Raw genomic sequence first — 14,178 nt, 5'->3', positions numbered from 1 at the left:
CGCCTGCCCCGGTGACAGCCGGAAGGAGTCACATGATCGGCCGGACAAGTCCTAGTGGTGGTACTGGCCGCGACTGTCCCCAGACCGGCGTTCAGTGGCGTGACCTGCCCGAACGGTTTGGCCCGTGGAAGACGGTCTACGAGCGCCACCGTCTGTGGTCGGCCGAGGGAACCTGGGAACGCCTGCTCCAGCAGGTCCAGGCCGAGGCCGATGCGGCTGGGGAGATCGACTGGGATGTCTCGGTCGACTCCAGCATCGTGCGGGCTCATCAGCACGGCGCCGGCGCGGGCGGACTGCACACAGTTCGAGCCTGTGCTGGAGAAGATTCGCGTCCCTCGGACCGGGCCGGGCAGGCCGCGCAAGAAGCCCGACAGCGTCGCGGCGGACAAGGCTTACAGCAACGGCCTGTGCCGCGAGTATCTGCGGCGACGGGGCATCCGGCACTCGATCCCGGAGAAGACCGACAGCCAGGCCGCCCGCCGGCGGAAAGGGGCACGCGGCGGACGGCCGCCCGGCTTCGACGAAGAGCGGTACAAGAAACGCAACACCGTCGAACGGGCCATCAACCGGCTCAAGCACGCCCGAGCAGCAGCCACCCGCTACGACAAACGCGGCTACGTCTTCCTTGGGACCGCGACCGCAGCAGCCCTCATCATTTGGCTCCGCGCATGATCGGCCGGACAAGTCCTAACCCCGAGCGACCTCAGCGGTGTGCGCGGGGGTGTAGCGCTCGCCCATCACCTGGTCGCTCAGCGGGTCCAGCGCGGCCAGTGCCTCGGCGTCCAGGGTGAGCTCCAGCGCGGCCGCGTTCTGCTCCAGCCGGGCCGGGCTGCGGGTGCCCGGAATGGTCGCCACCGCCACCCCGAGCCGCTCGGCCTGGGCGTACACCCAGGCCAGCGCCACCTGGGCCGGGGTGGCACCCAGCCGGTCGGCCACCTCGCGCACGGTCCGCGCGATCTTCTCGTTGGCCTCGCCCGCCTCGCCGGCGAAGCGGGGGTTGGTGCGCCGGAAGTCCTTCTCGCCCAATGTGGAGCGGTCCAGCGCGCCGGTCAGGAACCCCCGCCCCAGCGGCGAGTACGGCACCAGCCCGACCCCCAGCTCGGCCATCACCGGAGTGACCGCCTCGACGTCGCGGGTCCACAGCGAGTACTCGCTCTGGACCGCGGTGATCGGGTGCACCGCGTGCGCCCGGCGCAGCAGCTCGCCGTCGACCTCGGACAGACCCAGATGACGGACCTTGCCCGCCTCGACCAGCTCGGCCATCGCCCCGACGGTCTCCTCGATCTCCACGTCCTGGGGCGGGCGGTGGGCGTAGTACAGGTCGATCACCTCGATGCCCAGCCGCAGCAGCGAGGCGTCGCAGGAGCGCAGCACGTAGTCGCGGGCACCGCGGATGCGGCGTGCCCGGTCACCGGCGCTGCGGTCGATGCCGAACTTGGTGGCCAGCTGCACCTGGTCCCGGCGGCCGTGGATGGCCCGGCCCACCAGCACCTCGTTGTGCCCGGTGCCATAGGAGTCGGAAGTGTCCAGGAACGTGTTGCCCAGCTCCAGCGCCCGGCCGATGGTGGCCATGCCGCCGTCCCAGTCGGCGGCGCCGTAGCTCTCGCTCATCCCCATGCACCCCAGGCCCATCGCACTGACGGTAAGACCGGGCGAGCCCAGCGTCGTTCGAGTGATCATGCGCGAAATGCTCCTCCTGCCCGGCGGACCGGGCGGTACCTCAAGGGCTGACTAACGCCTCCGAAGCTAGGACTTGGAGCGCGCTCGAAGTCAAGCCGGAGGGCTGGCCCCCCGGCGGGTCAGGCGCGGCGGGACGGGGGCGGGTGAAACGGTCCACCGGCAACAGGTCGCCATAGGGCTGTCCTCCGGGGCACTGCACATCGCGGTGGACCTCGCGCCAGCCCAGTTCGGCTTTCACGCCACCGCATACCTCTGGCTCACCGTCACCCCGGGCGATCTCGATGCGACCGGCACTGCACTATCGCTGCATCCCGGGTCCACGTTCACGGCCGCTGTCACCGGCGCGGCCAATCTGCTGGTCACTGTCACCTGCAGGGACACCGAGGACCTGTACACCTTCATCACTACCAAGGTCGGCGTGCTCCCCGCCGTGCGGCAAGTCGAAGTCGTGCCGGTTCTGCATCGCCTCAAGCAGGCCGGGACCAGAGTCCATAACGGACGTCTGGTACTGGATGAGACCGTCCACGCTCGTCCCCGTCAGGCACGGTGGAGTGCTGGCGCTGCCCGGCGCACCCTGTCGATCACCTGGGAGTTGGGTCGTTCTGGCCGTAGCCGTGACAGGACGCTGTGGAAGCTCCTGAACAGATCTCCTCGGCGTGCCGTTTTGCTTGGTGCAGAGAAGGCTGCTGTGGCTGCTGGGCGTCGGGTGGGAGAAGGCCACCGAGGCGGAAGCCGCCGCCATGGACGGCTGGTTGCGGACGGCGAAGAGTGCGCAGCACCGCCGCAGCAATCCGTCCGCCCCGCCGCCCGGGTCGGTGAACACCCGCACCGGCAAGCAGTATCTGAAGGCTGGATACGAGCCGACTACGATCAACGCCCTGACCGTGGTCAGCCGCTTCTACGCCTTCCACCGGCGCTACAGTCGCGGAGCAGTGGTGAACCCGGTCCCGGAATCTGTGCAGCGTCGGCGGGCCCTGGCTCACAGAAGCCCAGACGATCCGATGCCGCTGTATCGCCGAGGCCGGCTGAGGCAACGGACCTCGCAGATGCAGCTCAACCAGACGGAGCGGTGGTGGCGCATCCAGGACGCGCCCTACGGCCAAACCTCCGGCGTTATGCACGACGATGCGGTCACACGGGACTTCGAGTACAGCCGGGCGGAGGCTGAAACACTGCTGGCGATGGCCGCGGACCTGCTGCGGAACGTTCCCGAGCAGCTCCCTGACCCCGTGCTGGACTTTGAAGACGACAGCGAACCGGAAGCGCCGTAGCTGTCCCGTCCGCGCTTTGCGGGCCCGCGACGATCAAGGTCAGGTCGTGGCTCGAACGGCACGTCGCGGACCTCCAGCCCCGAGCCCCGCACGCTCAGCGACACCGGACCGACGAAAGAGCGCCTCCTACAGCGACACGCTCCCGGGCCTCTCGCGCGGATGACAGGAGACGAGGTACAACAGGTAAGCCAGGGGGGCGAGTTCGGTCTCCCCGGACCGGCAAGGGGGAGGGGTCGTTCGTGGGTGACGGGCTGGCGCCTGATGTGAAAGTGATAGCCGAAGGAATGATCCGCGGTGCCATGGGGCTCGTGACCGACGTGATGAGAGGGGCCCGAGACACCGCGATCGCGCTCTCGCACGAACGGGACCGGCAGAGGGGCATGGCCGGGGACGACGACGCGGGCCGCGACTTCGCCAAGGTGTACAGGTCGGCGGCGTCCGCGACACTCGACCAGCTGGGGTTCAGCTCGTATGTCCTGGGCGAGTCCGGGCGTGGGCTGATGCGCAACGCGCGCGAGTTCATGGCGCAGGAGAGCAGCACTGTCGCAGCCGTCATCGGCAGACAGGTCGACCTGACCGTCGGCATGGGTGACCCGAACGAAGGCTGCACGGAAAACTATCTCGGGCTCGGTGATGAGCTACCGGAAGTGGTGGGCAAGACAGGCTGGTTCGATAAGTACGTCGAGCCCGGCGGAGGCGATCGCTTCCGGTTCGCCGGAGAAGCTGCGCGATGTCGCCGGCTCCTGGCGGCACACCGGGAAACTGGTGCAGACGGTACTCGAAGATGCCCAGGCCTACGCATCGACGGCGGACAAGGCGCACTCGGGCGAGGCCGCGGACTCATTCCGTGTGTATTTCGCGCACTGCGTGGGCGCCTCTTCCCCACCGGAGCAGGCCCAGCAGGATGAACCCCTCGTGGCGAACCTCGTAGCGGCCTGCTCCCAACTTGCCAAGGCTTGCGATCGGTATGCCGATCACGTCGAAGCCGCGAACGTGAAGATCCTCACGCACAAAGCGGATCTCTTCGCCACGGATATGCCCTGGGACGCCCCGATGTTCGGTGGGAACGGTTACGACGGCGGCCTGCACAACGCCGTGTTGGAAGACCCGTGGATTCACCAGCTCGGCGACACCGGCCACGCCCTCGGCGGGTCCGAGGCCCGGGTGGAGCTGCCGAACGGTTCGGACGACCCACGAAGTCCTCTCCTGCCGTGGCTCCCCCCACCGATCGAGGTACCCGTCCCGATACCGTTCGCCCTGGCGGATTACCCCGGGGACGCGCCGGCCCTGCTGCCCGCGTCCAACGCAGTCGATCCCAACATCCGCGTCGCGGACCCCATAGCACCTGCGCCGGGCACGACACACCTGCTCACCACCGCCCAGCAACAACAGTTCCGCAGCTGGATGAACTCCCTCAACCAGGGAGGGCTGGCAGGCGGAGGCGGCCCGACCGACCCGGACGACGCTTACCAGCTCCGCATCGCCGGTTATCCCGAACGGGAAGTGCCACTGCCGGGGAAGAAGCGAGGACTGATGGTGGACGGCATACGCCCCGCCGACGGATACCTCGTCGAGGCCAAGCACGTACGCGACCCGGACTGCGAGACGAGCTTCCGGTCCCTCGACCGGGTGGACAAGACGCTGGCCACGCCCGTCAAGGTGAACAAGCAGGGGAACATCGTCTGGGATCCTGTCGTTGATTCCATGTATGCCGGAGACGAGAGAGAACTCGTCCGGTACAAGCAGGCCATGGCCAATCCCGCGAACAGCGAGATCCGAGGGCTCGAGATCGCCACGAACGGACCGGACAACGCCGCCTACTGGCAGTCCATGATGGCGATGACAGGAACGCCGGGCTCCACGCGATACGTGCCCTGAGACCGAGGAAGACAGTGACCGCTGAGCGCAACCTTCGGACGAACTTCGCCTTCTACCCGCCCGCGGAGGACAGTGGCGCCTGGGGGGCCACCACCGAGTCGCTGGAGAGGTCCCTGAGGCAGGCGTTCTCCGACCCTGCCCTGGAGTACCGGAGATCCGGCATCCACGACATGACTGTTCTCGATTTCGAGGTCGAAGTGGCGCCACGGGTATGGGTGGACGGGACGGCCACGATGCCCGGACCCGATTATTCCTACATCACCCTGACCGACGTGACCGCGGATGAGGCCGCCGCTTTCGCCCGCTGGCTTCGTGATGCGTTCGTCCCCGCCCCCCATCTCGTCCGCTTCGCCAGCAGCCTGGCCATGGCCAACGGCGAACAGGAGCCGACGCCCCTCCCGGCCACTGGCGGCACCGAGGAGATCACGGCCGTCCTGCGCCACCACCTCGAAGCGGTCGACCGGCCGTAGGAGCGGCCACGGCGCCCGCCCCGCCGGGCCGGCAACCGGCCGAGCATCGAACGGCCGCTCGGGTCTCTAAGGGCTGTCCCGTAACTGCTGGTCGCAGGTGAGATGATCTTGTCGTGGCTGGTGTGATCACGGCGTCGGAGCCGTCCTGGTATAGCCCCGTTCACCGGGCTCAGCCCGCGCCTGTTCGGGAAGCTGGTGACCGTTCTGCGGCGTGAGGGTGCGGACGCGGTCCGCAGGGGCCGGCCGTGGAGCCTGCCGCTGGAGGACCGTGCACTGCTGGTCGCGACCTACTGGCGCACGAACCTGACCATGCGCCAACTGGCCCCGCTGTTCGGGGTGTCCAAGTCCGCAGCAGATCGGATCATCGATCATCTCGGGCCGATGCTCGCCCTGCAGCCCCGCAAGAGGTTTGCGAAGGACGCGGTGCTCACCGTGGACGGCACCCTGGTGCCCACCCGCGACCACACCATCGCCGAGCAGTCGAAGAACTACCGGTACTCCACCAACCACCAGGTCGTCATCGATGCAGACACCCGCCTCGTCGTGGTGGTCGGCCGTCCCCTGCCCGGCAACAACAACGACTGCAAGGCATGGGAGGAGTCCGGCGCGAAAGCCGCTGTCGGCGCGACCACGACCATGGCCGACGGCGGCTATCCCGGCACCGGTCTCCTGATGCCGGACCGGCGCAGGCCGGGCGAGGAACTGCCCGACTCGAAGCAGGCCCACAACACGTCCCACAAACAGGTCCGCGCCCGCCGTCGAGCACGCCTTCGCCCGGATGAAGACCTGGAAGATCCTCCGCGACTGCCGCCTCAAAGGCGACGGCGTCCACCACGCCATGCTCGGCATCGCCCGGATGCACAACCTCGCCCTCGCCGGATAATCCACCCAGTCCAGACAGCAACTCACCCTGCCCACACGAGACAGAGATCATTTACGGGACAGCCCTTAGGTCCGTCAGCCCATGTCCATTAGGAGGGCGTTCAGTTCCTTCTCCTGCCGCGCAGGCGACATCGGCGGGTTGGAGTGATCGATGCCGAAGGTCCCCAGCACCTTGTCCATCTGGGCGTCTATGGAGGTCCAGCCGGAGTTGTCCAGCGGCTGCAACGATGCCTGGTCGGCATCCCACAGGTCACGCAGCGACTGGGCGGCCGCGTGCGCGCCCTTCACGTTCCCCGAGCGTGCGTCCTTGAGCGAGGTGGAGGCGAGGCTCTTCAGCGCGGCGACCTTGGCGGCGGGGAACTTCTTCACCGCCTGGCCAGGAGCCATCTGGACGGCGGAGGTGTTGTCGGCCTCCGGCGCCGGGCCGACGTGCGGCTGGCCGTGGGCCCACACCATCAGGCCCGTGGTGGCAACGGCCAGCAGGCCGAAGCCGGCCAGCCCGACGCGCTCCCTGCGCGGGCCGCCGCTGGCGTGTGCGGCGTGGGCCGCCTCGTAGGTCTCGGTCACGTCCGAGCGCTTCACCGTCAGGTAGACCACCGTCGCCAGGATCAGGCCGAGGAAGATCAGGCTGGTGGTGAACGTGCCCAACGCGAGACCGGTGGGCTCGCCCGGCTGGGCGACCTTCGGGGAGGCGAGCCAGTCACCGATGTTGGCGCCCAGCGGGCGGGTCAGGATATAGGCGAGCCAGAACGACAGCACTGGGTTCGCGCCGAACTTCCACAGCGCGGTGATCGCCGCGATGAGGCCGAGCGGCAGCAGCACCGAGGCGCCCGGGCTCCAGCCGGTCAGCTCGAGAGTCCAGTCGCCGGTCGCGGTGCCGAGCGCGAATGTGACGAGAACGGCGAGCCAGTAGAACGACTCACGCGGGAACGTGCTTACGGAGTGGATCGAGAGGGTGCGCTCACGCAGCCACCACACACCGAAGACCACCGCGAGCAGCACCGAGAATACGGCGGAGCTGATCCACAGCGACACGTTGAGCTGGTCGGTGAGGATGTCGGTGTACAGCGTCCCCGTGACACTGACAACGACCACGGTCAGCCAGTAGGGGAACGGGACGTACCGCTTCAGCCGCAGCTGGATGGCCAGGACCACCACGAACACCGCGGTGAAGATCCAGGCCGTGTTCACCAGGCCGATGCCCAGCTTCATGTTGATCCAGTCGGCGAAACTCTCACCGACCGTCGTGCACAGGATCTTGATCACCCAGAACCAGATGGTGACCTCGGGCACCTTGTTGAGCATGAGGCGCCCGCTGCGCGTGCGTGCTTCCGTTGTCGTTGTCATATAGGGAGGTTTACGCGGGGAACCTGCAAGTAACCTGACTACGTGGTCGCTCGCGCGGCCTGGAGTGTCACCTCGACGTGGCCGCGGCCGTCCGCGATCGCGCGGACCTCCACACCGGCCGAGGCGGCGATGCGCCGGACCACGGGCAGCCCCAGCCCGTACCCGGTGCCGCCGGTCACACCCGCTTCGAAGACCCGGTCGACCTCGTCGGGATCGAACCCGGGGCCGTCGTCCAGGACATCGACCACGATGGCCTTACCCTGGTTGCGCGCGGTGATCCACACACGGGACTTCGCATGCCGCAAACCGTTGTCCAGCAGGGGTGACAGCAGCGACACGGCGACGTCGGGCGCCACGGCGACCTCGACCTTCGCGGGAAAGGCGACCTCGACCGCGCGGCTGCCGATCGCCTGCCGCGCGGCGGAGCGCAGATCGCACCGGGTCCCCTCGTCCGTCCGTGCGCGTGCGGCCCGCAGAATCGTCGTGATCGCCGCATCGAGGCGGTCGACCTCGCTCAGCACCGCCTCCGGCACCACCGGCTCGCCGGACAGCTGCGCCAGCTGCGCCTCGCCCCGCAGGACCGTGAGCGGTGTCCGCAGTTCGTGGGCGATCTCGTCGGTGAGCCGGCGCTCGTCCGCCAGCGCGTTGTCGACGCGCTCCAGAAGGCGGTCCAGGGTCTGTCCCAGCTCCCCGAACTCGTCGCGTGGGACTCCGAGGTTGAAGCGGCGCCCAGGTTCGTGATGACCCCAGTCGTCGGCGAGGGCGGCCATCTCGTGCACGACCCGCAGCGCGCGGTGCACCACGAGGTGCGCGACACCGCCGGCGAGGAGGATCATGAGGCCGCCCAGGATCAGCGACATGATCAGGCTGCGCTGCTCGGACGTCTCGTAGGGCGTGAGGTCCACCCGGACGATCACCATGACGTGGTGGCCGTCGAGCGGGACCTGCCGCGCGTACAGGAGGTAGTTGCCGGCGGACGTGGTCTGCGGGCGCCTCGAATCCGCCAGCTCCTCGACGCGATCGACCACGCTTGCCGGTACGTTCCCGTCGATCAGACGGCCGTCGGCGTACACCCAGGCGACCTCGTCCAGCGCCTCGCTGCTGTTCTCCGTCAGTACGACACGGCCGCCCTTGGCGCTGACGTTCGCCGCGACCGCCTCGGCGCGCGTACGGGCCAGATCGTGCGCGTCGACATCCGTCACCCTGCTCAGCAGCACGTGCGAAACCACGACCAGGATGACGACCACCGCGGTGGCGATCAGCACCGTGAGCACGACGACCCTTCTGCGGAATCCCGTCACTGCCATCGGTAGCCCACGCCGCGGACCGTCACCAGATGCTCGGCCACGGCCAGCGGACCGAGCTTGGTCCGCAGCCGGCGCACGAAGGAGTCGAGGGTGTTGTCGCTGACCTGCGCTCCGTGCGGCCAGCCAGCGGCGATGAGGGCGTGGCGGCGTACCGCGTCGCCCTGCGAGGCGATCAAGCGGCCCAGCAGCCGGAACTCGGTCGGGGTCAGGCTCTCACTCACCGAGCCGTAGGTCACCATGTGCTTCGCCGGATCCAGGACGACCTCGCGTGTTGCGGGCGCCACGGTGGCCCGGCGCAGGAGGGCTCGGACCCGGACCAGTAGTTCCGGGATGTCGAAGGGTTTGGTCATGTAGTCGTCGGCGCCGACCTCGAAGCCGCCCACCTTATGATGTAGGCCGTCCAACGCGGTGAGCATCAGCACCGGCACGTCGACACCGCGAGCCCGAATGGCCAGGCAGACGTCACGGCCATCGGCGTCCGGGAGCCCGAGATCCAGGACGACCAGATGGGGCGCCGGTGCGAGCTGCCGCAGTAGGCTGTCGGCTGTGGCGGCGATCGCGACGGTGTGGCCGTCGTACTCCAGGGCGCGCTTGAGGACGCCACGGACCGCCGCGTCGTCTTCGCACACCATGATGAGAGCCATGTGCTGACCCTAAATACTTCTGTCCCAGTTATCCATCTGCCCTGATCAGCCGCCTGACCGTCGTGAGTGGCGCTGGCACCGCACGCCCCGTGCCCTGCCAAGCCGCGACGGTCTGGCGCGATCGGCCGAGCCGCAGCAGCGGAGGTTCGCGGGGGGACCACCATCGGCCGCATGGATCCTGTGCAGGAGTACTCGACGCCATCGCGCCAGCCCTAGCACTCCTACGACCGCTGCATCCCGATCGTAGCGACCAGGCTGGAGGAACTTACTTCAACACGGCGCGGCCGGGCCCGTCTTCTTGCGCTTCGGCCGCGACCACCGCGCCCCGCTGCTGGACGCTATCGGCAATGTCCGCCGGGACGACTACCTCGCCCGCCGCCAGGCGGCCCGACAAGAGCAGCGGCGCCGTGAGGAGCGGGAAGCCGCACTGCGGGAGGCGCGGCGACCGATCTGCAAGGACTGCGGGCAGAAGTTCACCGATACCCGGTGGGAGGCGATCGGCTACAGCCGGGACTGGAGCACACGCCAGTCGCATCCGGACCTGTGCGAGGACTGTCGGCAGCGCGCCGTCGCAGCCAGGCGCAGGCCGAAGCCGAAAAACGCGAGTGCCGGGAGCAGGAGCACCTGCGCCAGGAAGCAGAGGAACCGGCCGCCGCGCAGGGGGCCAGCGGCTGGTTCTCCCGATCCCGCACCTGACTGGACAAGCCGCAGCGACCGGCCACGCGGGCAAGGTGGCCCTGGGCAGGCCCGCGTGGAACCGCGATGAGCAGCTGCTGAACGGCCGCATTTACGGCTCGGAGTACGACGACCCCCACCCCGGCCCGGTCCCACATCGGAACTATGCCGAGCTGGTCGGCGGGCCGCTGGACGGCCTGCTGCTGGACGTCCACGAGTGGCACTCTGAAAACGGTCAGTGCGATTCCCGGATGTGACTCACCGGGCCACCCCCGCCGCTCACCCCGCTCTGAAGATATCGTAAAATCGTAGGGCAATAAGCAGAAAATCCCTACGCAGCGCAAAGGAATTTCATGCCGCTTTTCACCATCACAACGCGTTCCGGGATGACGGTGACGGAAAAGGATGCGATATCCTCCGCCATCCATGCGGCAAGCGTCAGCGCAGGTTACCCCGAGGATGACCACTTCCAGAGATTCATCTCTTTGGGGGCATCTGACCTTCGCATCAGTCCTCTCTACCCCGATCTGCAGAAGCCTCGCAGCGAGCACGTTCTGATAGTCGAGGCAGTGCTCTCATCAGGGACTGAGGAGGAAAGGAAGCGCTTGCTCCTCTCTGCGATCGTGAGTCACCTGCAGACGGCAGGAACAGATCCGAACGACATTATGGTCTTCTTCGGCGAGATCGACCGTGCCAGTAGTTCCTTCGGTGGCGGCCGTCCTGCCATGCCTGTCGACGTGCGGCCAAGAATATAAGGCCGGTGAAGCGGGTTTGGTCGGTAGCCGGCCCGGTCGGAGGTGTTGCGGAGCAAGCTCCTCGGGGATCTTCACCGCCCGGCAGCGCTCCCGATCACCCATCCACGCTTCGGGAGATGCAACTCCGCGCAACGCCGACCCGGCCCAGGTCCTTGACGGCAAGAGCAGGCGCAGGGGGTGCCAATCAAGTGCGGCGCCCATGGCGCTTCTTGGCTGGAAGGCGCTGGATGGCCAGGAGAGCGACGTCATCGGCTGGTTCTCTTCCCCCGTGGCTGATCAGGTCGCTCTGGATCTCCCGGAGCAGGGCGTCGGGGTTGGATCCGGCGAAGGAATCCAGGCGCTCAGCGAGGGGGTAGAACTGACCGCTCGGCGAGCGGGCTTCAATGACGCCGTCGGTGTAGAGCAGCAGCATGTCGCCTGGTTCGAAGGCGATGGAGTCGGTGTGCTGGCCCGTAGTGGGTAGCCCGCCCATGCCCAATGGAGGGGAAGAGTTATCGAAGTCGAGGGCGGTGACGTGGCGTTGGTGGATCAGCATGGGTGGCGGATGACCGCAGTTTTTCACCTCGGCGGACTGGTCTTGATCCGGGATTTCCAGCATGAGTGCGGTGATGAAGTGCTCGCCGATGTCCGTCTCGACATCGGCGACGTCCTCGATGTCCCGGCTGACACTCTCCTCCAGCGCTGCAACAAGATCACGCAGGGTGGGGCAACGGTGGGCCCCTTCCCTGAAGGCTCCGAGAACAACCGATACCTCTCCTATCGCGGCTATCCCTTTGCCCCGCACGTCTCCCATGATCACTCGGGTCGACGGGCCGGATCCGCGGGCAGTGGCGAAGAGGTCACCGCCGATCTGGGCCTCGTTCTCGGCGGCCAAGTACAGCCAGCCGAGGCGCAATGAGCCGATCCGGTTCGGTGGAGGCCGCAGGATGCATCTTTGGGCCGCGTCGGCCACTGACCGCAACCGGGTCAGCTGCCAGTTTCGGTGTTCCCGCACATAGCTGGCTACGACCATCGCAAAGCACAGGACAGCCAACGCCACGACCTGCGCTATGTGATTGGTCATCGTCTCGCCGTTGAATCCATCGACGAGTTCCTGGGCGCCAAGCGCCACGAGCCCAATGAATGCGGTCGTGCGCGGACCCGCGAAGGCAGCGGTCAGAGCGGGCGCCAGCGCAACGAGGGGGCCGAGGTGGATGGCTGTTGAGGACATCATGTCCACCAAGGTGATCACTGCGATTATCGCAAGGGGAACGAACACTATCGCCCGGCCCCACGGTCGGGTGACGAAGTGATTCCACTCAGCGCGCCAACCTTCCACCACACAAATGGTACCCAAGAGTCACAACATGGGCAGAGTGAACCGACCCCGGTCTGGTCGGGACGCGATTCTCTGCAAGAGGATCACGTCCCAGCACGTCTCATCATCTGTTTCGGGCCGGCGGCTACTGGTGGAACGGCCAGACCTGGTACCGGCCCGGCCAGATCGGAGACCCGGTCACCGAGGAAGACCGAGTAAGCCGATGACGGTGTGGCTCTGGCTTCGCCCACCTCACGACAGAGTGTGATGTCTTCCATACAAAGAGCATTGGCGGCACGGAGTGGAGAGCCGTCCTATACCCTCTCGTGTTCCCTCCGGGGCATGCGCTGCGCGCTCCGCGCCACTGCTCGCTCTCGGATGTTCACCGAGGCGCGCCCGCAACTACCGACACTTGGCCGCACGAGAGCGGTCGGTCTACTCGGTGGGGCCGTAGCGGGTTAGGAGCCAGGCGGTGTCGGCGGCGAGGAGGCCGAGTTCTACGTGTGCGGCCAGTGCGCCCTCTCCGAGGCTGCGGGCGGCTTGGTGCTCGATGCCGTCGAGCCGGGTCCGCAGCGAGTACCAGCGCGTGTCTCCGTGCCACAACTCGTCTACGGCGGCCTGCGCTGTGGGCGTCATCTGGCGGATGTGCCGGGTGAGCCGGTCGGCGAGGGCAGCCATCTCGCTGGGGCTGCTCTGTCCGCAGCCGGCTTCACGGGCCTGCTCGATGCTGGCATGAATGTCCGCGACGGTCGCGACCTCGGGCACGGCGTTGCTCATGCGCTTCTACCCCGGCCGAGGAAGTTGATGGCCGTTGCTTCCAGCTGCTTGTAGAGCTGGGCGGGAGCGAGGGTGTCGAGTGGGGTGAGGCCGTCTCGGGTGCGGCAGTCGACGCAGGCGTAGACGCCGGCGCCGCGGCTGCTGGTGGTCGCCGCGTCGACGCGGACCAGTCGCGTGGTCGTGGAGGGGCCGCGGTGCCAGGTGCACAGGCGCTCGGCGGATCCGGCGGGGTCCGCGAAGTCCATGAAAGGCACGGTAGGACTGCTGCGGTAGCCCGGAGGGGCGTGATTCTCGAATATTCTCCGACAGTGCAGCCAGTCACCCGGGTGGGTTATGTGTCCAGTGCGGTGCGGGCCCGGGCGAGGAGGTGGTGCGCGGCCGGTCCGTACACCGCGGCCTGGGCGAGGCGGTCCCACACGCGCCGGTAGGTCGCGACGCTGTCGGTGTCGTCGAGCCACAGTTCGGCGTGCCAGTCCTCGGTGATGGCCAGGCGCTGGTCGTAGAGCCAGAACGCGTTGGCGGGCGGGATCCGCACGGGGGAGGCGAAGGGCACGATGCCCAGGTGGACGGTGTCCATGCCCAGCACGCCCACCAGCCGGTCCAGTTGAGCGGCCATCACGGGCGCGGGTGCCACGCGGGCATGGAGGGCGGCTTCCCACATGACGATGTGGAAGGTGCGGCCGGGTCGGTAGAGGATCTCCTCGCGCTGTATTCGGGCGCGGACGGCAGCCTCCGTGTCGCGTGGGGAGTGCTGGAGATCCGCGTACGCGCGGAAGATGGCGCGGGCGTAGTCGGGGGTCTGGAGGATGCCGACGACCATGGCGCCCTCCCACGCCCGCAGGGTGGTGGAGCGCTCGTATTCGACGCTGAGCGCGTCCTGGACGGGGCGGTGTCCGCCGGCCAGCTGACGGCGCCAGGAGCGGGTGTGCGACTCCAGGCCCGAGAGACGGGCATGGAGTTCGGCGCTCGCCTCCGCGTGCCCAGTGGCCTCGGCCCACGCGGTGAGGTCCGCGGCGTTTGCGGTCTGCCGGCCCGTCTCCAGCTTGGAGACCTTGGACTGCGGCCAGCCCAGCCGGGCCGCGAGCTCCCGGCCGGTGACCCCGGTGCGCAGTTCACGAAGGCGCGCGCCGAGGGCCACCCTGGCCTGTTGAAAAACCGTGCTCACGCGGGCAGGCTACCCGGCGATCCAATACGG

At 67.9% G+C, this 14,178-nt stretch carries 13 protein-coding genes and 3 pseudogenes; 8 read left to right on the top strand and 8 right to left on the bottom strand.

The genetic code is table 11. The annotated features are described in order from the left end of the window. Positions 1–11 precede the first annotated feature (11 nt). Positions 12–672, top strand: a pseudogene (locus OG310_RS00755) (transposase). Positions 673–687: 15 nt separating this feature from the next. Here OG310_RS00755 and OG310_RS00750 read toward each other — a convergent pair. After that, on the bottom strand, positions 688–1,680 hold the full coding sequence (locus tag OG310_RS00750) for an aldo/keto reductase (RefSeq protein ID WP_329453906.1): 993 nt from the start codon (positions 1,678–1,680) through the stop codon (positions 688–690). A gap of 205 nt (positions 1,681–1,885) precedes the next feature. On the opposite strand from OG310_RS00750, the pseudogene OG310_RS38430 reads away from it, so the two are divergent. The 5 genes and pseudogenes from OG310_RS38430 to OG310_RS00730 form a co-directional block, all read left to right on the top strand. After that, positions 1,886–2,143, top strand: a pseudogene (locus OG310_RS38430) (Lrp/AsnC family transcriptional regulator); the annotation flags it as partial. A 208-nt stretch (positions 2,144–2,351) separates the two neighbouring features. Then, positions 2,352–2,951 carry a hypothetical protein gene (locus OG310_RS00745; RefSeq protein WP_329453905.1) on the top strand — a complete coding sequence of 200 codons (600 nt, stop codon included), beginning with the start codon at positions 2,352–2,354 and terminating at the stop codon, positions 2,949–2,951. A gap of 588 nt (positions 2,952–3,539) precedes the next feature. Continuing rightward, positions 3,540–4,829 (top strand): restriction endonuclease fold toxin-2 domain-containing protein, encoded by a 1,290-nt coding sequence (locus OG310_RS00740; RefSeq protein ID WP_329453904.1) that lies wholly within the window; start codon positions 3,540–3,542, stop codon positions 4,827–4,829. A gap of 14 nt (positions 4,830–4,843) precedes the next feature. Then, entirely contained in the window at positions 4,844–5,299 is a 456-nt protein-coding gene (locus tag OG310_RS00735; protein ID WP_329453903.1) for a hypothetical protein, read from the top strand. A gap of 113 nt (positions 5,300–5,412) precedes the next feature. Beyond that, positions 5,413–6,182, top strand: a pseudogene (locus OG310_RS00730) (transposase). 74 nt (positions 6,183–6,256) lie between these two features. Here the strand turns inward: OG310_RS00730 and OG310_RS00725 are convergent. From OG310_RS00725 to OG310_RS00715, 3 genes are read right to left on the bottom strand one after another with little or no spacing between them, the layout of a single operon-like run. Further along, positions 6,257–7,528, bottom strand: a complete 1,272-nt coding sequence (locus OG310_RS00725) for a COG4705 family protein (RefSeq protein WP_329453902.1) — start codon at positions 7,526–7,528, stop codon at positions 6,257–6,259. 38 nt (positions 7,529–7,566) lie between these two features. Next, positions 7,567–8,835: a sensor histidine kinase gene (locus tag OG310_RS00720; protein WP_329453901.1), complete on the bottom strand. Its 1,269-nt coding sequence runs from the start codon at positions 8,833–8,835 to the stop codon at positions 7,567–7,569. Further along, complete coding sequence (locus OG310_RS00715; RefSeq protein ID WP_329453900.1) at positions 8,826–9,479, bottom strand: response regulator transcription factor; 654 nt, start codon at positions 9,477–9,479, stop codon at positions 8,826–8,828. Before OG310_RS00715 ends, OG310_RS00720 begins: the two co-directional genes overlap by 10 nt. Before the next feature lie 731 nt (positions 9,480–10,210). Between OG310_RS00715 and OG310_RS00710 the strand changes: the two genes are divergently transcribed. Both OG310_RS00710 and OG310_RS00705 read left to right on the top strand, forming a co-directional pair. Further along, entirely contained in the window at positions 10,211–10,411 is a 201-nt protein-coding gene (locus OG310_RS00710; protein ID WP_329460531.1) for a hypothetical protein, read from the top strand. A 96-nt stretch (positions 10,412–10,507) separates the two neighbouring features. Then, positions 10,508–10,909, top strand: a complete 402-nt coding sequence (locus OG310_RS00705; RefSeq protein ID WP_329453899.1) for a tautomerase family protein — start codon at positions 10,508–10,510, stop codon at positions 10,907–10,909. Between the two features lie 184 nt (positions 10,910–11,093). Here the strand turns inward: OG310_RS00705 and OG310_RS00700 are convergent, their stop codons facing one another. The 4 genes from OG310_RS00700 to OG310_RS00685 form a co-directional block, all read right to left on the bottom strand. Next, a complete protein-coding gene (locus OG310_RS00700; RefSeq protein ID WP_329453898.1) occupies positions 11,094–12,140 on the bottom strand; it encodes a PP2C family protein-serine/threonine phosphatase in 1,047 nt (348 codons plus the stop codon). Positions 12,141–12,641: 501 nt separating this feature from the next. After that, complete coding sequence (locus tag OG310_RS00695) at positions 12,642–12,983, bottom strand: DUF6415 family natural product biosynthesis protein (protein WP_329453897.1); 342 nt, start codon at positions 12,981–12,983, stop codon at positions 12,642–12,644. After that, positions 12,980–13,228, bottom strand: coding sequence for a hypothetical protein (locus OG310_RS00690; protein WP_329453896.1), 249 nt, complete (start codon positions 13,226–13,228; stop codon positions 12,980–12,982). Before OG310_RS00690 ends, OG310_RS00695 begins: the two co-directional genes overlap by 4 nt. An 86-nt stretch (positions 13,229–13,314) precedes the next feature. Next, complete coding sequence (locus OG310_RS00685; RefSeq protein WP_329453895.1) at positions 13,315–14,148, bottom strand: helix-turn-helix domain-containing protein; 834 nt, start codon at positions 14,146–14,148, stop codon at positions 13,315–13,317. Positions 14,149–14,178 lie beyond the last annotated feature (30 nt).

Source organism: Streptomyces sp. NBC_01497, assembly GCF_036250695.1.
Lineage (GTDB): Bacteria > Actinomycetota > Actinomycetes > Streptomycetales > Streptomycetaceae > Streptomyces.
This window is presented reverse-complemented; position numbering and strand designations above follow the sequence as displayed.

Excerpts from the sequence above, each read along its gene's own strand:
- OG310_RS00720 (WP_329453901.1), bottom strand. The coding sequence starts at position 8,835 with ATGGCAGTGACGGGATTCCGCAGAAGGGTCGTCGTGCTCACGGTGCTG.
- OG310_RS00705 (WP_329453899.1), top strand. The coding sequence starts at position 10,508 with ATGCCGCTTTTCACCATCACAACGCGTTCCGGGATGACGGTGACGGAA.
- OG310_RS00715 (WP_329453900.1), bottom strand. The coding sequence starts at position 9,479 with ATGGCTCTCATCATGGTGTGCGAAGACGACGCGGCGGTCCGTGGCGTC.
- OG310_RS00695 (WP_329453897.1), bottom strand. The coding sequence starts at position 12,983 with ATGAGCAACGCCGTGCCCGAGGTCGCGACCGTCGCGGACATTCATGCC.
- OG310_RS00750 (WP_329453906.1), bottom strand. The coding sequence starts at position 1,680 with ATGATCACTCGAACGACGCTGGGCTCGCCCGGTCTTACCGTCAGTGCG.
- OG310_RS00690 (WP_329453896.1), bottom strand. The coding sequence starts at position 13,228 with ATGGACTTCGCGGACCCCGCCGGATCCGCCGAGCGCCTGTGCACCTGG.
- OG310_RS00725 (WP_329453902.1), bottom strand. The coding sequence starts at position 7,528 with ATGACAACGACAACGGAAGCACGCACGCGCAGCGGGCGCCTCATGCTC.